Annotated in this window: 16 protein-coding genes; all 16 read right to left on the bottom strand. The window is 35.6% G+C overall.

From position 1 onward, the window contains the following. Window positions 1-101 precede the first annotated feature (101 nt). Window positions 102-2,072, bottom strand: a complete 1,971-nt coding sequence (locus G7Y65_RS03160) for an LTA synthase family protein (protein ID WP_137600587.1) — start codon at window positions 2,070-2,072, stop codon at window positions 102-104. Beyond that, window positions 2,073-3,116 (bottom strand): hypothetical protein, encoded by a 1,044-nt coding sequence (locus G7Y65_RS03155; RefSeq protein ID WP_165314589.1) that lies wholly within the window; start codon window positions 3,114-3,116, stop codon window positions 2,073-2,075. A gap of 175 nt (window positions 3,117-3,291) precedes the next feature. Beyond that, window positions 3,292-5,274, bottom strand: a complete 1,983-nt coding sequence (locus G7Y65_RS03150; protein ID WP_165314587.1) for an LTA synthase family protein — start codon at window positions 5,272-5,274, stop codon at window positions 3,292-3,294. Between the two features lie 36 nt (window positions 5,275-5,310). After that, a complete protein-coding gene (locus tag G7Y65_RS03145) occupies window positions 5,311-6,276 on the bottom strand; it encodes an acyltransferase family protein (RefSeq protein ID WP_165314586.1) in 966 nt (321 codons plus the stop codon). Between the two features lie 70 nt (window positions 6,277-6,346). Next, entirely contained in the window at window positions 6,347-6,862 is a 516-nt protein-coding gene (locus G7Y65_RS03140; RefSeq protein WP_042493805.1) for an adenine phosphoribosyltransferase, read from the bottom strand. A 4-nt stretch (window positions 6,863-6,866) separates the two neighbouring features. Further along, the gene (recJ, locus tag G7Y65_RS03135; RefSeq protein WP_165314585.1) at window positions 6,867-9,176 is read right to left on the bottom strand and encodes a single-stranded-DNA-specific exonuclease RecJ; all 2,310 of its coding nucleotides are present in this window, start codon (window positions 9,174-9,176) and stop codon (window positions 6,867-6,869) included. Between the two features lie 16 nt (window positions 9,177-9,192). Next, a complete protein-coding gene (gene rnz / locus G7Y65_RS03130; RefSeq protein ID WP_042493800.1) occupies window positions 9,193-10,173 on the bottom strand; it encodes a ribonuclease Z in 981 nt (326 codons plus the stop codon). A 142-nt stretch (window positions 10,174-10,315) separates the two neighbouring features. Continuing rightward, window positions 10,316-11,059: a hypothetical protein gene (locus G7Y65_RS03125; protein ID WP_137600592.1), complete on the bottom strand. Its 744-nt coding sequence runs from the start codon at window positions 11,057-11,059 to the stop codon at window positions 10,316-10,318. Between the two features lie 15 nt (window positions 11,060-11,074). After that, window positions 11,075-11,350: a hypothetical protein gene (locus G7Y65_RS03120; RefSeq protein ID WP_137600593.1), complete on the bottom strand. Its 276-nt coding sequence runs from the start codon at window positions 11,348-11,350 to the stop codon at window positions 11,075-11,077. A gap of 79 nt (window positions 11,351-11,429) precedes the next feature. Further along, a complete protein-coding gene (locus G7Y65_RS03115; RefSeq protein ID WP_042493797.1) occupies window positions 11,430-12,350 on the bottom strand; it encodes a DnaJ C-terminal domain-containing protein in 921 nt (306 codons plus the stop codon). Window positions 12,351-12,459: 109 nt separating this feature from the next. Then, window positions 12,460-14,292 (bottom strand): molecular chaperone DnaK, encoded by a 1,833-nt coding sequence (gene dnaK, locus G7Y65_RS03110; protein WP_147161811.1) that lies wholly within the window; start codon window positions 14,290-14,292, stop codon window positions 12,460-12,462. 65 nt (window positions 14,293-14,357) lie between these two features. Beyond that, window positions 14,358-14,903: a nucleotide exchange factor GrpE gene (gene grpE, locus G7Y65_RS03105; RefSeq protein ID WP_165314584.1), complete on the bottom strand. Its 546-nt coding sequence runs from the start codon at window positions 14,901-14,903 to the stop codon at window positions 14,358-14,360. A 15-nt stretch (window positions 14,904-14,918) separates the two neighbouring features. Then, entirely contained in the window at window positions 14,919-15,944 is a 1,026-nt protein-coding gene (gene hrcA / locus G7Y65_RS03100) for a heat-inducible transcriptional repressor HrcA (RefSeq protein ID WP_137600595.1), read from the bottom strand. 226 nt (window positions 15,945-16,170) lie between these two features. Beyond that, a complete protein-coding gene (locus tag G7Y65_RS03095; protein ID WP_137600596.1) occupies window positions 16,171-17,220 on the bottom strand; it encodes a CAP domain-containing protein in 1,050 nt (349 codons plus the stop codon). Between the two features lie 84 nt (window positions 17,221-17,304). Then, window positions 17,305-18,090 carry an SGNH/GDSL hydrolase family protein gene (locus G7Y65_RS03090; protein ID WP_275669037.1) on the bottom strand — a complete coding sequence of 262 codons (786 nt, stop codon included), beginning with the start codon at window positions 18,088-18,090 and terminating at the stop codon, window positions 17,305-17,307. A gap of 345 nt (window positions 18,091-18,435) precedes the next feature. Continuing rightward, a complete protein-coding gene (locus G7Y65_RS03085) occupies window positions 18,436-19,341 on the bottom strand; it encodes a glycosyltransferase family 2 protein (protein ID WP_165314580.1) in 906 nt (301 codons plus the stop codon). Window positions 19,342-19,344: the final 3 nt, after the last annotated feature.

The following is a 19,344-nucleotide window of genomic DNA, read 5'->3' as shown; positions in this document are numbered from 1 at the left end:
TAACATTTTATGCAAAATAAAAGTGCTTTTTTAACTAGCACGATTATTATTATATCATTTCACTTCATCAAAAAAACCATTAACTAAGCATGTGATTGTCATTACTTGATAAAATCATTTTTTAAGTAATGATTACCCGAACTCAAATCATATTGCACCAATTTCAAGTCATGTAATAACATTTTTTGTTGTTTAGTTAAGTCTTTCGTTGATAACTGATGGCCATTATTATCCACAAAGCGATTGCGTTGATAATTTGCAAATGCTGGTAGTTCTTTCACAATTTTTGTTTGTAAAGCAAAAAGTGGCGATACCTTACTATTCGTTGCCTGCAAAGCTAGTGCCGGAAAATCACTTGGTGATGCATAAGCACGTTCATGTTTATTCAAATTTTGCTTGCTTTGTTCTTGTGCAGCTTTGTTTTGGTATATAAAGTAATCAGTTTCATGTGAACGTTCCTGTTGCTTATTTGGATCAACAAAAGTAAAAACACCTGGCCAATGATCACCATAAAAAATCAGCGTAACTGGTCGCTGCAATCTATCTAATTTAGCAATCAAATTCTTTGTTGCAACATCAGTATAGTGAACACCTGTGATGTATGTTTCAATTTGTTCTCGTGCTGTATCTGATAAAGTTGGTGATGTCACTTTGTAATTGTTCTTACCATATTCACCAGGGTTATATGGCATATGGTTTTGCATTGTCATTAATTGCAAAAACTGCGAATCTTTATTTGAAGATTTTGCAATTTTCTTTAACAAATATCGATAAGAATTTTTATCAGCTGTATATCCTGAATCACCTAAAGTACCTGCATATGAAGCAGGATATTTATATTTTTGGCCATCTGTTGTATAAAACTTTTGAATTGCCATCTTCTTATAGGCATCACGCCGGTTATAAAATGTTCCCACGTATGGATGAATTACTTCACGCTTGTCAAATAATCCAGGTAGCGTTGGTACTTTATCAGCAAACGGTACTAATTGGGTATAGGGAACTACCATTTCTGGCGCATACGTATTTAACGGGAATCCCGCTAAAGTCATATACTCAATGTTAGCAGTTCCACCGCCATAGCCAGATGACAACATTGTTCCAGACATGACAGCATTCTTTTTAATCTGATTAATATTTTTGTAGACATCTGTCCCTGTATACTTTAAGGCGTCTACTTTATTGGGGTCTGTTAGTGACTCACTTAGCAACGTAATAACTGTTTGACCTGCTAAATTATTTGTGCGTGTTTTATTAATCTCTGCTGCATATTTCTCATATTTTTGATCTAGTTTAGCCATGCTTTTAGCTGAATAACCTGCTGGTTCACGCATAATAACGGTTGCAATATTCGATACAAAAGTCATAACTGGTCCATTCACCATGGTATCATCGCCAGTATTAACACTTTGCCACTGATACCCAAAATGCTCTAATAATGCGCGATTACTGTCTGCGCTTGCTAAAAATGGTGACCCTAGTAACACAACTGACGCACATAATACTAACAAACGTTCCCCCATCTTTTGGAACATCATGCCGTGCACTGATTCTGCGAACCTACTTGTGCGCTTTTTGCGTACCCATGTCTCTAAACCAACAACAATAACAATTAATACTAAAATCGTCACGATTGCCCCAAACAGCAAAGTTTTATCAACCATCTGTGTTAAACCACCAACAGCCGTAACCTCAGATAAATCACTGTATAAAATAGGTTCATTACGTGCTTTCATCTTCATATATTCAGCAATGAACGCCACAATCACTAACACCCAATATGTTGCGATACCAATAAATAGATGATTAATTAGTACAATAATAAAAATAAATAAAATCAAACCAACTAATACTGAAAAATATGCTTGAGGACGCTCCATAAACCGGAATGCTGCTTGGAAAGCTTGCCCAATATCATTGGTTTGGTCAAACCGCCCCCATGTTTGGAAATACATTGCAAACTGTAATAGTATTGTGGTACAAATACTAAATATTAAGCCAATCAACAACAGTTTCATCCACCCATTAAATGATGGCCCAGTTAATTTAAAATTTTGAAATCTTTTTTTCATTTAACTAATTCCTTCATTACTAGACCAATTAAAGTAGCGTTGGCCCATATATTGAATCATAAGTTTTACTACGAAAACAATAATAACCATAACTAACCAAATAATCACAAAAGTACCATGAGGTAACTTAATTATCACACTAACATAGTGTGCAATCGGAAACATCAAGTTAACGAAAGCCAACACTGCAATATTAATTGACTGTTTATCGCCCAATTTGACAAAATAATCATATAAAGGATTAGACAATAACTTTGTCAAATAATTGGCAATTAAAATCAACATAATTAACCCTAATAATGCCGTTATTGTACCCCAAAACCAATAACGTGTTGTTGCTAAAGTTAATTCAAAAGGACCACTACTAATCGACATCAACCAAACAGTTAGCATCCCTACACCAATGGTAACCGGTGCACTAATATTTGTTATAACGACTGTTTTAAAATATTTTCCTGATAGAATATATAGTTGCATAATCAATGCTGCATCTAACGACCAAGGTAACTGCACTTTAGTACCTAAATAAAAACCTAATACCATCAAAACTAAGCTAATGATTACTTTAACTATTTGAATCCGTAACTTATCTATCATTAATTGGATACATACCCCAAAAAGCAATGCTAGCAAAATCCAAAGCAAACCAATACCAAAATCATGATGGCCAATCAATGTATCTGTTGGCCAACCATTACCATATAACATCGTTACTGCGCCAATTTTCATTGATGGAAACGGTATTTTTACCCATTCTCCAGCTAAATGAAGAACCTGCATTATTTTATTAACAACGACAATAAGTACTCCCGTTATTATGTATGGTAATAAGTAACATCTTATAATATGTAATATGCTAGCTTTACCTTCTTTGTTAGTCATATAATAACCTGCAATAAAAAACAATGATGGCCATGTTAACCATGTTAAAAAATTATATATCACTGGATGATCTGGAATCGTAATCATTTGCATCAATACTAACATCAGTGTAACGATACTGGCCAAGATATTAACAATTCTATTTTTTTCAAGTAATTGCAAAATACTTCCCCTTTTTAGATAACCAATTAAAAAGAGCTAGGTAATAACACACTAGCTCCTTCATTCTGCATTTTTTAAACCTAAGTAGCTACGCTAATAAATAAGAATAACATATTTTCCTTTAAAAGCCCTTATATCTATACTATCGTTTTCTAATAATGTAAAATACTCATTTTTATTTCATGGTTTTTGTAAATTTATTAGACAAATAATGTTGGCCATCACTCAAATCATATTGTACTAACTTAAAATCTGCTAATAAACGTTTCTGTTTACTGGTTAATTGTTTCGTTTGGATAGTATGGCCTTGTTCATCTACAAATTTTCCCCGTGTATAATTAGCAAACGCAGGCAATTGTTCACTCACCTGTGTCTGTAAAGCATAAAACGGTGAAACTTTGACATTCATCGCGTCTAATGTCAAAGCTGGGAAATCACTTGGAGAAGCATATGGCCGCTTAAGATTACTTTGTAACTGTTCCCTTTTTTTAGCAGCATCATTTTGATAAATAAAATAATCTGTCTCATGAGCTTCTTTTGCTTGAATTTGCGGGTCAACAAAAGTAAAAATTCCTGGCCAATGATCACCATAAAACACCAATGTAATTGGTCGCTTTGAATTATCAACATGCTTAATCAATTTTTCCAAGGCCAAGTCAGATTGATGAACACCTGCTAGGTAACTTTCTATCTGGGTCTTAGTATTTCCTGAAACAACTGGTTTTGTCATTTGATACTGATTATTAGGATATTCTCCTTGATAATACGGCATATGATTCTGCATGGTCATTAACTGAATAAATTGCGATTTTTTATCAGTTGACTTCAAAATTTTATTTTCTAAGTACTTAAAGGCATTATCATCTGTCGGATAGGCATTCTCAGAAGCACCACCCAGATACTTTTTAGGATAAGTATCATCCTTATTATCCGTAGTATAAAAATGGTTAATCCCCATTTTCTTATACGCTTCTTTACGATTATACAAACTTCCCACAAACGGATGTAATACTTCTTTTTTATCAAATACTTGTGCAATATTAGGCACTGTATGCGCAAAAGGTACTAATTGCACATATGGAACAGTCATCTCTGGTGCATATGTTGCTAATGGAAAACCAGCTAATGTCATATATTCAATATTAGCAGTCCCTCCACCGTAACCAGAAGATAACATTTTTCCAGACACAGTTGCTTGTTGTTTAACAGCCTCCAAATTCTTAGAAACGTTATCCCCTTTATATTGGAATCCTTTAATATCATTTGGATTAGCGAGAGATTCACTTAAAATATAAGCAACTGTTTGTCCCGCTGCTTTTGATTGTCGTGTTTCATTAATTTGTTGTGCTGTATTACCATACTTCTTCTCAATACGTTGCATTTCTTTAGCCGAATAATCATGAGGTTCACGCATAATAACGGTTGAAATATTCGCCATAAAAGTCGCAATTGGGCCGTTCCAAAGTGAATCATCCCCAGAACTATAAACAACCCGTTGATAACCAAACTTTTGTAGCCAAGCCTGATTATGATCGGCATTAACAACAAACGAAATTGATAATGAACCCATTGTAACGACCAACATAACCAAACGAAACCATTTATTTTTGAACTTTAATTGGCTAAAAAAATTATTTAAACGGCCAAGTTTTTGTTTATGTACGAGATATTCTAGTAATACCGCAATAATAAGGATAATTAATCCTAAACTAACGGCACCAATTAATAATTGGCGATCAATCATTCCTGTTAGGCCACCAACAGCAGTCGCTTCCGACATGTCACTAAACATTATTGGTTCATTACGTGCTTTAACTTTCATGTACTCAGCAACAAAAACAACAATTACTGTTATCAGATAAATCGCTATCGTCATAAAAAAGCAATTTAAAATTGCATAAATTAAAACAAAAAATACAAAACAAATAAACACTGAAAACCAAGCACGTGGCGCTAACATAAATTTAATTGATTCACCTAGGGCTTTTGTAAAATCTGTTGTCTGATTATAACGACCCCAATCTTGGAAAAACATTGCCACTTGCAACATAACTGTCGTACCGATTGCTAATAATAAACCGGTTAATGTTACTCGCATCATTCCAATATAATTTAACGGTCTAATTGGTGTTTTTCTTTTTTTATTTATGCCATTCATTTTTAACCCCTACTTATATACTTTTGTTCTAATGCGCTATTTTTTGATTAATAGTATTAACTTTTGTAACATAACTATCACAGCAATACTAATTAATACTATCAAAATTGTATAAACGTTTGCCATGACACTGTTTATCTGGATAAACAACAATACCAACGTGGCTACTGATAGCCCTAGTATAAAATGATCACCTAAATATTTTAAAATTATTTGCAATGGCTTAATTTGATAAATTACCCTATCATGAAAAACATAAATAACACTTACTGCAAATAAGCTTGCAATGGTGCCAAAAATAGGATATGGATTATACGCAACAGTAAAATCAAAGGCCCCACTAATACTACTAATAGACCACAAGATAATACCAACAAAAAATGTGGCTAGGGTCATGGGCATTTTTTGTTGGTCTTTAATTAAAGAACCAAAATACATAAAGGGTTGCGCAATCAATGCTGCTTCCAATGACCATGGTAATTGCACAATAGTTCTAAACAAATAACCAGCGGCTGTCAGCATAATGATTGCTATTACCATCAACCACGACTTCTTTAATTTGGTAACCAAATTAAAAATTAACGTCGCAAAAAAGATAGCTAGTAATAACCAAACCAAGCCAACGCCAAAACTGCTTTGACCAAATAAAGTATCTGTTGGCCAACCAATACCATAGGCAAATGTTTTAATAATGGTCTTAACATCTGAAAACGGTTGCTTAATCCATGATAGTTGGCTAGCCAATATATTCAAAGCCATAATAACAATACTGGTTATGACATATGGTATAACCATTTTTTTTATACCATTTAATAATAGATGAGAAAATGATCGGGTACTATCTATAAAATAACCAACTACAAAAAAGATAGTTGGCACCGTTACTATCGTCAACAGTTGATAAATATGTATGTGTTGCTGTGCATTAATAACTTGCTCAATCATTAATAAAATAAATACTAAACCAACTAATGATTTCATCCGCCCCTTTAGTGTATCCATATCTCCTCCATACCCTATTATAAAAAACAAGAGACCCAAACAAATGTCTGAGTCTCTTTTCAATATATCTTTAGTAACTCATCAATGATAAGATATCATAACCTTCAAGTTTTTCACGACCATTTAAATCTTTTAACTCAATCATAAAGGCCAATCCAGCAACTATACCCCCTAAAGATTCTACCAACTTAATGGCAGCAGCAATTGTGCCACCCGTAGCAAGTAGATCATCAGTAATCAACACTTTTTCACCGGGCTTAATAGCATCTTTATGCATTTCTAATGCTGCTTCACCATACTCTAAAGTATATTTTTCACTAACGGTTTCTCTTGGTAACTTACCAGGTTTACGTGCTAAGACAATACCAGTACCTAGTTCATTAGCAACTGGTGCCCCAACTAAAAACCCACGAGATTCAGGACCAACTACAACGTTCACATCACGCATTTTAGCAAAGTGTGTGATGCGCCGGGTTGCTTCGGCGTACGCTTTTGGATCACCCCATAATGGCGTGATGTCACGGAAGATAACACCTTTTTCAGGAAAATCCGGAATAGAGGTAATATAGTCATTCAAATCCAACATCTGTTTAGCTCTCCTGCTTACTTAAATTCATTAATAACGTTTCTAATTCAGTTGTTGTACTGTAAATTAGTTGTCGTTCAAGATCTCGCTGTACCATAAATTTTTGGAACGTCTCTGTTTCGGTTAGATTCAATGGCGCTGGATTTGGTACAGCATTTAAAACACCATTCTCGATTATAACAAATTTTGCTTCCAAAAACACCTTTAATATTAACTGTAATGTTAACTTGTGTATGCTCAAATGATTGACAGCATCATCCAACTGCCTATTTAAATCAATATTTCTAAACGAATTAACAAATTTAAAAACCTTTGCAAAAGTTGGCTTATCTGGTACTTTTTGTAAATAAACGGGATTTTTAACATAAAACATTGGTACCAAAAGCTCCGGTACAGCATTTTGTAATAGTTCTTGTAATTGTGGCAATGATTCCGGTAAATCCACTAACACCATCGTTTGAATCCCTGTTTGCCGATCAATATCATGCCACATCACTGCATTTGCGGGTTGTGTAATATACTCAGATAGCTGTTGATAATGATTTTTATTGAAAAATACATATGTCGCATTAGCAGCAAAAGTTTGTTTAGTTAAGCGACTAGTACGCTTATCTAAAATTGCGGCCCCCTGAGCGGCCATATCTTTCAACATTAACTGATAGGTTGTACTGCCTCGAAACGTATTTTGACTCATCGTTCCTGTAACTTGCAATGATGAAAAATGGCCATTCAAAGCATCTGCTTGTTGACCCCAACCAAAAGCAATAATTGGTAGTACACCCGCTGCTGTCTGCGCTGTAAATCTTAAATGCTTACCCTCAGACATTGTTTTAACTTTATCAACGTTGTCTACATTAACGACAAATAATGGCTCCGGATTACCCTCACCAAATGGTGCTAACACCTGTAAATTATCAAAATTTTGTTGCGTAAAATCTGATGCAGTAACTTCAGCAGCAATTTGCAATTTTGGCTTTTGAGCTGTAGCTAGAGCTTGTTTAGTCGCTTCATCTTTTAAAACTGACCTAATCATTGCCAAATTATCTGTTGGTATCGTCATCCCAGCAGCACTCGCATGACCACCAAAGTTTGTCATTAAATCACGATGACCATCTAAAGCCTTAAACAAGTCAAAAGCTGCTACTGATCGCCCAGATCCCTTCATCTCGTTATCATTTATTGTTAACACAATCGTTGGTTTATCAGTTTGCTCAACTAATTTGCTAGCAACAATACCTAATACACCTTCATGCCATCCTTCACCAGCAACCACTAAAACTGGATCAGCTGATAATTCTTGTGCTTGAGCCTGTGCAGCAACCGTTATATCATTCACTAATTGCTGTCGCTTTTGATTAAGTTCGTTAACATGTTCTGCTAAAGTTTTAGCACTTTCATCATCATCCATCAATAACAATCGAACACCCGTCGTTGCATCTTCCAAACGTCCCAAAGAATTAAGACGCGGTGCAATCGTGAAGCCAATTGTTGATGAATCGATATCTGATAATTGTGTACCAGCGGCTGCTAACAATGCTGATAACCCCGGACGTGGATCTAACTTTAAATTTTCAAGCCCTTGTTTTACAATGATTCGATTTTCATCTGTCAATGACATAACATCTGCCACCGTACCTAGAGCAGCTAAATCCAACACTTCATCTGCTGGTTCTTCAAGCAATGCTGAAGCAACTTTAAAAGCAACACCAGCACCTGATAAACCACCAAATGGATACTCACCATCTGGATGACGGGGATGTACAATCGCTGTCGCTACCGGTAAATCTGCTGGTAACTCATGATGATCTGTAATAATAACATCAATACCCTGTGACATTAACCAAGCTACTTCGTTTTTACCTGAAACACCATTATCAACTGTCACAAGCAACTGCATCCCATCAGCAGCAAGTTTTTGATAATTATCTAAATTAGGTCCGTATCCATCACTAAAGCGACTTGGGATAAAATAAGTCACATTAGCACCCATCAACTCCAAAGCCCACGTCATAATTGCCGTACTGGTCATACCATCAACATCGTAATCACCATAAACAACAATGTTTTCACCGTTGTCAATAGCCTGGAATAAACGTTCAATCGCTTTATTCATATCATGCAATAAGAATGGATCATATAACGCTGAGATTTCAGGACGTAAAAAGGCATTTGCTGTTTCAACGGTATCATAGCCACGATTGACCAAAATTTTAGCAATTAATTTAGAGATACCAAATGTTTCGCTCAGTTCATTAATAATCGCTTTTTGGTTTTGAATATCCGGTTGTTCCCATTGATAACGTGAATTAATCATGAAATGCCTCCTCGTTCTATGAAATAGTGTCTGTTTCAGGTAATGTCATTGGTTTTGAATTTGTTTGTTCACCAAATGGCACATCATACACATCAAAATCATTAACAACACGTATGTTTTCAAAAGTTGAACGTGCTTGATAAGCCAATTCATTTGCTGCCTTACCTGCATAACGTGCCGAAATATGTGTCAATAATAACCGTCCAACTTGAGCTTGCGCTGCAATTTTAGCTGCCTGTATGCTAGTTGTATGGTAGTGATTACGTGCTTGCTTACCTTCACCTTTACCATATGTTGATTCATGAACCATAACATCAGCATTTTTCGCCAGTAGTAGCGTATTGTCATTTTTTCGTGTATCCCCGATAATTGCAACACAACGACCAGGCTTCGCTTCACCAATGACATCCTTACTATAAATAGTTCGTCCGTCTGACAACGTAATATCCTTACCTTGTTTTAATTGTCCATATAATGGACCTTCTGGTACGTTCAATTCGCGCAAGCGTTCTACTAGTAATTCACCTGGATGTGCATGTTCTTCAACACGGTAGCCAAATGATAAAATACGGTGGTCTAATGGTAGAGCTGTTACTGTGAATTTAGCCGTTTCTAATACCTCGCCACCTGCGTCAGGTAATTCCACAAAAGAAATTGGATAGGTTAGATGGGTTTGTGAAACTTGTAAACTAACTTCCACAAATTGACGGATTCCTTTCGGCCCATATATCATTAAGGGCTCATCGCCTCCTTGAAAAGAGCGTGAAGACAATAGTCCTGGTAATCCATAAATATGATCACCGTGTAAATGCGTGATAAATATTTTCGTGATTTTGCGTGGTCGAATAGTTGATTGTAACATTTGACGTTGCGTACCTTCACCAACATCAAACAACCAAACTTCATTAATTTCCTCAAGCAAACGTAAAGCAACACCCGTTACATTACGAAAACGTGCTGGAGAACCAGCGCCAGTCCCTAGAAACTCAATTTGCATAATTAGGAACTCCTTATCCTTTTAAATTATTTGTGCTTATTTCTAATTGAATTTTACTCAAAAAGAAAACCGCCTAAATGACGGTCTATACTAGTTATAATTTTAGCATTTTTTAACTGCTTTATACAGCAGTTTAATGATGCTAAAACGTAATTGTCCTAACTGATGATGGTTTTACAATCTCATTATTTGCTGAATCTTTAACTGTCGCAAATTGTATATCCAGTGATGATAAATGTTTTCCCACATGTTTAGGAACCAATACAGTTGTCGTTGTCGACGTCGTTTCGTAAGGTACAATACCTGAAGTATTTAAACGACCATCGTTGTAGATACCACTCAATATCGACATCGTTGTGTCATCAGAATATTTAATTGCTGTAATACCAGGTGTAATTGCTGTTACTAAATTATTGTTTGTCACATCATAGTTAATAACCAACGTGATAAATTTGGCACCTAATTTGCGATCGTTTAACGAACGTTTAGCTGATAATAGCGAATTTTGTGTGCGTGCAGTATTCTGAATAATATTGATATTTTTAATATGATAAATCATATTACCATTCGTAATGGTACTATCAACTTTTTTATTATCTACCCACTTCTGTTCAAGTCCTGTTTCTGTTAGTTGGTACTGACCAATTTTTTTAAGTTGTCCACGTTCAACATAGTTTTTATTTGCTAAATCTTTTTTGGTCGGTTGATATTCTTCATAACTGTCTTGTCCTTTTTTGGCAAAAGGAAGTTTATTATGATTCATAGCTTCTTCTGCCATCGTTCGTACACGCGTTGGTTGCCCATTGTTACGATATAATACTAAAACCATAATGAGCGCAACAATCGCAATTATGGTCGTTAAAAGCCAGCCCATTCGTCTATGCATATTACCCTTCCTTAATTAGGCTAACACAATAATGTTGTCTATAATACGATAACCGTATATTTTATGTAATAATTGTTCGCTATCACGAATCATTATCTCCAAATCATTTTCATCATACTTTTGTAAATCATGAATCGTTGTGCTTTGATTTGGCGCTAACGTTAAAATTAATTTTTTATCTTCTTTACCCATAATTTCAACAAACACATACTCTGATGAAAATAATTGTGTTGCCAACGGACGTTCTAATGGCATACCAAGTAAAGAAATTTTTAAATCTCCTAAGCGCATTTAGTAACCTCCGTTTTCTTTATCAATTATGCCATACAAAAAAGCAAGTAACCTTAAACAAAGTCACTTGCTTGTATTTTTAGCCGAAAAATCCTTTTTTATGTTCACCAGTCATTGCTTCTTTAAAAGCTTCAAGTGCTTTCTTCTGTTCCTTATTCAATTTCTTTGGAACATCTACATACAATGTCACAATGTGATCACCGTTGTTACCACTACGCATATGTGGTGCACCTTTACCACGTAGACGGAAATTAGTCTCAGTTGCTGTACCAGAAGGCACCTTTAATTTAACATCACCATGCACTGTTTTAACTGAAATTTCGCCACCTAATGCAGCTGTTGTAAAGTCAATTGGCATACGTGAATAAATCGTTGTCCCTTCACGTTCAAAATCATCCTTTGACGGTGAAACACGGAATACAACAAACAGATCACCATATGGACCACCATTAAAGCCGGCTTCACCTTGACCAGTCAAACGCATTTGTTGACCATTTTCAACACCAGCTGGAACAGTAACCTTTAGTTCTTTGCTTTCTTGTTTACCGTCATTTGTTGCACGTGTATACGAAATTGTTGCATCTTTACCAAAAACAGCCTCTTCAAAGGTTAGATTCATTCTGTATTGCAAATCTTGTCCCTTGCGTGGACGGTTAGGATCTTGGAATCCACCACCAAACATTTGACTAAAGATATCACCAAGGTCAGAAAAGTCGCCATATTGGGCGTTACCGCCACCAAAACCACCAAAGCCACCGAAACCACCTTGACCACCAGGTTGGCCATCTGTTGCACCATATTGGTCATACATTGCACGCTTTTGTTCATCACCTAATGTTTCATAGGCTTCTTGTATTTCTTTATATTTTTCTTCAGCACCTGCCTCATGATTAAGATCTGGGTGATACTTTTTTGATAATTTACGGTAAGCCTTCTTAATTTCATCTTGTGAGGCATTTTTATCAATACCTAAACGCTCATATAATTCAGTATTATTCATGAGGCAAATCCTCCTAAAAATTTTAATATGTATCGTGATTGCGAGCTGCTATTCTCACAATCACGTACGGTCTGTAACGTAGGGGTGTTCAGATCGTTAAATCATTTGATTATTTCTTATCGTCATCTGATACGTCTTCAAAGTCACCGTCAACAGTATTGTCATCTGATTGACCTTCTTGTGCGGCACCTTCTTGACCTTCAGCTGGTTGTGCTTGTTGATACAACTTAACAGCTAATTCTTGAGAAACCTTTTCCAAAGCTTCCTTCTTGGCCTTCATATCTTCTAAGTTATCAGCTTCCTTCGCTGCTTTCAAGTCTGCAACGCCATCTTCTACTGGTTTCTTATCATCTTCAGGCAACTTGTCGCCAACTTCTTCCAAAGTCTTTTCTGATTGGAAAATCAATTGGTCAACTTCGTTACGTAAGTCAGCTTCTTCCTTACGTGACTTATCAGCTTCTTCGTTAGCCTTTGCATCATTCATCATACGTTCAATTTCTTCATCTGACAATGATCCTGAGCTTTGGATGGTAATCTTTTGCTCTTTATTTGTTCCCAAATCCTTAGCAGATACAGAAACAATACCATTACGATCGATGTCAAACTTAACTTCAATTTGAGGTACACCACGTGGTGCAGCTGGAATATCTGCTAATTGGAAACGACCCAATGTCTTGTTATCGGCAGCCATTGAACGCTCACCTTGCAAAACATGGATATCAACAGCTGGTTGGTTATCAGCAGCGGTTGAGAAAGTTTGTGACTTTGATGTTGGAATAGTCGTGTTACGATCAATCAACTTTGTAAAGACACCACCCATTGTTTCAATTCCCAATGACAATGGTGTAACATCAAGCAAAACCACATCCTTAACATCACCAGTGATAACACCACCTTGAACAGCAGCACCAAGAGCTACGGCTTCGTCAGGGTTAATTGAGTGATCAGGTTCCTTACCTGTCAAGTTCTTAACAGATTCTTGAACAGCAGGAATACGAGTTGAACCACCGTTTAAGATAACCTTGTCAATTTCATCAATTGATAGACCGGCATCCTTCAAAGCGCTACGAACAGGTGCTTCAGCACGCTTTACCAAATCAGCCGTTAATTGATTAAATTGTGCACGAGACAAAGTTGTTTGCAAGTGCAATGGACCTTCGTTAGTTGCTGTAATAAATGGTAGGTCGATTTGAGCTTCAGTAGCTGATGACAATGTCTTCTTAGCTGTTTCGGCTGCATCCTTCAAACGTTGCAAAGCAAGCTTATCATTCTTTAAGTCAACACCGTGTTCTTTCTTAAAGCCATCAGCTAACCAGTCGATAACCTTTTGGTCAAAGTCGTCACCACCAAGGTGAGTGTCACCATTTGTTGACAATACTTCGAACACACCATCACCCAATTCAAGGACAGAAACATCAAATGTTCCACCACCCAAATCGTAAACCAAAATCTTTTGGTCTTGGTCTAATTTATCTAAACCATATGCTAATGAAGAAGCAGTTGGCTCGTTAACAATACGCTCAACTTCTAATCCAGCAATCTTACCAGCATCCTTAGTTGCTTGACGTTGTGCGTCATTAAAGTAAGCTGGTACAGTAATAACAGCTTTATCAACTGTTTCACCTAAGTAATCTTCAGCATACTTTTTGATGTATTGTAAAATCATAGCTGAAATTTCTTGTGGTGTATAGTCCTTACCATCAACAGTTACTTTGTAACCAGGCTCACCCATGTGTGACTTGATTGACAAGATTGTATCAGGGTTAGTAATTGCTTGACGCTTTGCTGTGTCTCCAACTTGCGTCTCACCGTTCTTAAATGAAACAGCTGATGGTGTCGTACGACCACCATTAGGATTAGTAATAATCTTTGGTGCGCCACCTTCCATAACGGCAACAGCTGAATTTGTAGTTCCTAAGTCAATTCCAATGATCTTTGACATAATAATTTACCTCTTATTGATCAGATTTTTTTATTTGTTAAATACTAATATTAATGAATAACTGCTTAATTATAAACAGATACCATCGCTGGTCGAACAACACGATCAGCTAAAACGTAACCCTTTTGAAGAACCGTTGCAATGGTATCCGCTGGATGATCATCATCTGCAGGTACTGATTGAATTGCTTGGTGGAAGTTAGGATCAAATGCTTCACCAGCCTCACCGACTGCTCTCACATCATGTTCTTCAAGTGCTGAAATTAGCGTTTTATACACCATTTCAACACCCGTCTTAATTTGTTGCGCTGAATCATCATCAGCTTCAACTTGCAAAGCACGCTCTAGATTATCTACAGCCGGTAAAATTGATTGCGCTAATTTTTGATTAGCAAATTTAACAGCTTGAGATTGCTCTTTTGCATATCGTGCTTGCATGTTTTGCATTTCTGCATGAGCACGCAAGTACTTATCTTCTGCTTCAGAAACTTTGGCTTCTAACTCAGAAATTTGATCTACTGTAGAAGTTGTTTCTTCATTATCAGTGTCAACATTGATTTGTTCACCGGTAACTTCGATTTCTTCTTCAGGAGTCTGCTTTTCCTTTGACATGTCAACACCTCTTTTCTAACGATAATATTCTAGTAACTGTTGCGTTAAAGCACTCCGGAACGCATCAACCAAGCTTATCATGTCAGCGTACCGCATAGATGTTGGACCTAATATAGCTATTGCCCCAACGCCGTACTGTGCAACACGATATGTGGCTGATACTAAACTATATGGTGATAACAAACTGTTACCATTTTCATCACCAATTTGTACCATCACTCCGTCATTTGCCGTTCCAACAACTCGTCGCATATCTCTAGCTGAATCAAGCAATTGATATAATTGTTTGATATCTTGCAAACTAGAATCAGTCGTGAAGTCAAGAACATTTAAATAACCGCCAATGAACACTTTATCATGAATAGAACGTGCCAAGACATCACCGAATAATTGCAAAAATGCAACTGGTGTTCGGATTGTACGTTCCATCTGCCAAGGCAAGTCACCAGTTAGGGTTCGTAAAACTTCAATAATGGGTTGGTTCACTAATGTCTTATTAATGTAATCAACCATATCATCAAGATTTTTTACGGACATACCTTCTGGTAAACGAAAACTTTGACTCGTAACTTGTCCATCATTCGTAACAATAATCGCCATAATTTGTTGGCCGTTAATTGGTACGAGACGAAAACCTGATAAGCGAATATCTGCTGATTCAGGTTTTAGAGCAACAACCGTATAACCTGTTAGGCTTGCTAATTCATTTACCATTGTTTGCATCAAATCATCAATTTCTTGAAAATTACGATTAAACACATGTTCTAAAGATTCCTGAACAACTTTTGATAAATGTTGCTGACGCATTAATTCGTCAACATAATAACGATAGCCTCGCTGTGAAGGGACGCGACCAGATGAAGTGTGCTCTTTTTGTAGCAAGCCCAATTCCTCTAATAGTGCCATTTCATTACGCACAGTTGCTGAACTTACTGCTAAATCTAATTCACTTAATAAAGTTTTAGATCCAACAGCTCTGCCGGTTTTTGCGTAATCACGAATTATGGTGGCTAATATTAGCCGCTGTCTTTCCGTTAACATACGCGTCACCTCCTTAGCACTCTCAACTACTTCGTGCTAACAGTTATTATAGTACACGCCTTATATCTAAATGTCAACACTTTTAGCACTCTTTATTGTAAAGTGCTAATTTATTTCTAAAAATGCTGTTATAGCTAGCTTTTTAAACAATGTAACCAATTAAAAATCCGTAAATTGATTACAAATCATCGAATTCACGGATTTTTCCATATTTACTTAGATACTTTTAACGAGACTCACCTACGATAACATTTCCTGCATATCCAAAACCGACCTTTGTTACATTCTTATTTAACACCCAGTTATAATGTCCCCTCGTACCAACGGGCAACATATTTATTTCATTAAACCAAGCATTAATAACAGGATAACCTTTTGACCACCCTATACCGATTACTTCACCAGCTGTCCGCCAGTGATCCGATGGAATCCCACGTGAATTTGTATAGTTAGCCCTTGTTGTTGCTAGGTTAGCTAATTCATTATCCCAGATAAGTGGCTTGCAGCCATTAGCTGTTCGTATTTTATTCAACTCTCGAAGTGTTACGTCATTTTCTTCTTGCTTATGGCCAACACCTTCATTATTAAAAGACCACTTATTGCCATTAATCATAACTGTTTGGTTTGTTATTTTTAAATACGTTATTGGATCAAAGTAATAATAGTTTTCTTGCCAACGTTGCAACCCACTCTGTACAACACCATTATTATCAACAAGATACCACTTACCCCATTGAGATAATACATAATCCCGCTTATTTAATAATTGACTTGTATTTAAATCAAAATAGTAATATTTACCTTCTATTTTATGAATACCTGTTAATAAAACACCATCATGATTTGCATAATATTTTCCTCCATTAATTTTTAACCACTGATTTTTACGAAGATAATGTGTATTATCTTCACCAAAATAATACTTGTTTCCTGAAATATGTTGTAACGATGAAACAGCTTTGCCATCGTTATTAAAATAGTATGTGTTACCCCATTGGTTTTTAAACACATTATCTTGCCGTAAGCCAGTATTACTATCAAAATAATAATATTGCCCATACCATCGTTGAATTCCAGTTTGTTTTTGTCCATTTTTAAATAGATACCAATTATGACCATCATTTAGATAGCCATTACCTAACATCCCATTTTGATAAAAGCGATGATTAATGTATTCATTCTTATTTTGGGCATTCACACACTTATCATTAGTTACCGTAACTCCCATAGAAATTGCGATAAACATCACACTTGCAATATAATAGCCTTTTTTCATCAAAATTCTCCTTATAACTTTGTCTTTCTTAACAACGTATATAAGGACGTTCAAAATAATTTTTTGTCTATTAAATTATTATCTCTATTTTTTTATAGCTTTTGTTTTCGGGTCAAAATAATACCATACACCATCAATTAGCTGCCAATCTACAAGTAGTATATTGTTATGAACATATTGTCTATCACCTAGTTCATTCGTTTGCCACCCGTTAGATAGAAAGAGTGTACTATTCTTATCATCAATATTTTGTGTCATATTACGATTATGAACAATGAAATTTGATATTGCATATCTCATTTGTTGATAAACATCTGTTTTTGGATGAACACCATCGTTTAAAGAATATTGACTATAAGCAAAAGGTGACTGTTGCCAATTAATAATCGGAATGCCAAAACTATTAAACGTTACTTTCAATGCGTCCTGCAAATCTTTAAGCGTATAATCACTGGCTTTTTTTTGCAGATAAGAATCAAACGGGACACTCCCCATAATTTTTAAATTAGGATTTGCCTGTTTTAATCGATAAATATTTGATTGTAACCTTTGTTGAACATAACCAATATTATTATCACTATAATTCAAATCATTCACACCGAGTGCAATTAGCAAATAATCTGCACTTTTAAATTCTACATCATTAATAATGTTAGTGACATTATTTGTTAAATCGACTGGTTTAGTTGCGCGATTACCACTTATCTGTGCACCAGAAAAAGAATAACAATCATTTAGTGAATTAGGTTGCAACAGTCGCCTTACAATATTGGGACATGAGTTACTAACAACCCGATTACCATTCCAACCGATCATTAAAGAATCACCAATTATCCAAATATTTTTATCTTTAAAATAGGCTAGTTCCACTAAATTGGAACAATTTTTATTACCTTCGTTTATTTCCAAACCTTTTTTATAATTAGCATTAACAAGTCGTCCTTCGTAAGCTCTGACTACTTCACTTTCTAAATTAAAAACAAAAAAACAGCTAAGAGAGTCAACAGAAGCCTTATTATTAACATGCTTACCACCTCATTTAATTTATTGTCTCATCATACTACGAAACAAATTACGTAGAAAAAATAAAATTAAACAACCAATAAAAAATTAGTTTTTTGGGCAATTACACTAATCAAAAAAAGATAGACCAGCGACTGCTGATCTATCTAATCGGTTTAATTTTTTATTATTCATCATGATATTTTCGTGATACTAATTAACATCATGCTTCTCGTTAGGAAATTCAATAGTCGGATTGAACTCCTTACCTGCAGCAATACCATCACGCATAATTTTTAAACGTGCATCTTTATCGGGTAAATTACTTTTCTTTAAACGCATATAATCCCACTTAATTTTCGCCTCACCACGAACTCGTCGATAAAAATTACGCTTTTGCATCGTATAAACACGATTACGATACATATTAAAGTAACGTGACACACGTTCCGGAATATCATTGGTAATATCATCTTCTGTATTAGAACGCATTTTATGCGTTACATTAGAAGCAGGAACTAAGTAACCCGGAGCAAGTTTTAAAGCCCGCTCTGTATATTCCAAATCATCAATCCAAATAAAAAAATCTGTAATTGGTAAACCAATTTCACCAACAATATGACGTGGGAATAAAACTGAAACAAACGTCCCATTTTCTACTAACACAGGCTTAGTAAATTTTTTATTCAATGTTGTATTAAACGTACCGTATTGACGTAATACATTTCTAACTGATGGGGTCCCATCAGTGAACAAAACATTCGATGATAAGAAACTAAAGTTTTGATTTTCATTAGCAAATGCTAATAAAGGTTGCAGTGAATCTTGATGTACAATCGTATCATCATCCATTACCCAAACATAATCATCATCAGTTTGTTCATAAAAATAACGAATACCAGCATTAAATCCGCCTGCACCACCGACATTTTCAGCCAGGCGGACATACTCAATACGGTCACCCAGTGATTCTAAAAATTCCTTCGTGTCATTATCAGAGTTATTATCAACAACAATTAAGTGCGATAATTTTGGTTCAACAGATTCTAATGCTGCAATAGCTTCTTTAAGCATTGGTAATCGATTATAGGTAACAATGACTGCACTTACTTTTCCCATTTG

Origin of the sequence: Weissella sagaensis (assembly GCF_010306265.1) — a bacterium.
Lineage (GTDB): Bacteria > Bacillota > Bacilli > Lactobacillales > Lactobacillaceae > Weissella > Weissella sagaensis.
Note: the sequence above shows the minus strand (reverse complement) of the source record. Positions and strands in the feature narration are given on the sequence as shown.

What these genes read in the sequence shown, in the direction of transcription:
- G7Y65_RS03160 (WP_137600587.1), bottom strand. Translation starts at nt 2,072, where the DNA reads ATGAAAAAAAGATTTCAAAATTTTAAATTAACTGGGCCATCATTTAAT.
- G7Y65_RS03150 (WP_165314587.1), bottom strand. Translation starts at nt 5,274, where the DNA reads ATGAATGGCATAAATAAAAAAAGAAAAACACCAATTAGACCGTTAAAT.
- G7Y65_RS03145 (WP_165314586.1), bottom strand. Translation starts at nt 6,276, where the DNA reads ATGGATACACTAAAGGGGCGGATGAAATCATTAGTTGGTTTAGTATTT.
- G7Y65_RS03140 (WP_042493805.1), bottom strand. Translation starts at nt 6,862, where the DNA reads ATGTTGGATTTGAATGACTATATTACCTCTATTCCGGATTTTCCTGAA.
- recJ (WP_165314585.1), bottom strand. Translation starts at nt 9,176, where the DNA reads ATGATTAATTCACGTTATCAATGGGAACAACCGGATATTCAAAACCAA.
- rnz (WP_042493800.1), bottom strand. Translation starts at nt 10,173, where the DNA reads ATGCAAATTGAGTTTCTAGGGACTGGCGCTGGTTCTCCAGCACGTTTT.
- G7Y65_RS03125 (WP_137600592.1), bottom strand. Translation starts at nt 11,059, where the DNA reads ATGCATAGACGAATGGGCTGGCTTTTAACGACCATAATTGCGATTGTT.
- G7Y65_RS03120 (WP_137600593.1), bottom strand. Translation starts at nt 11,350, where the DNA reads ATGCGCTTAGGAGATTTAAAAATTTCTTTACTTGGTATGCCATTAGAA.
- G7Y65_RS03115 (WP_042493797.1), bottom strand. Translation starts at nt 12,350, where the DNA reads ATGAATAATACTGAATTATATGAGCGTTTAGGTATTGATAAAAATGCC.
- dnaK (WP_147161811.1), bottom strand. Translation starts at nt 14,292, where the DNA reads ATGTCAAAGATCATTGGAATTGACTTAGGAACTACAAATTCAGCTGTT.
- grpE (WP_165314584.1), bottom strand. Translation starts at nt 14,903, where the DNA reads ATGTCAAAGGAAAAGCAGACTCCTGAAGAAGAAATCGAAGTTACCGGT.
- hrcA (WP_137600595.1), bottom strand. Translation starts at nt 15,944, where the DNA reads ATGTTAACGGAAAGACAGCGGCTAATATTAGCCACCATAATTCGTGAT.
- G7Y65_RS03095 (WP_137600596.1), bottom strand. Translation starts at nt 17,220, where the DNA reads ATGAAAAAAGGCTATTATATTGCAAGTGTGATGTTTATCGCAATTTCT.
- G7Y65_RS03085 (WP_165314580.1), bottom strand. Translation starts at nt 19,341, where the DNA reads ATGGGAAAAGTAAGTGCAGTCATTGTTACCTATAATCGATTACCAATG.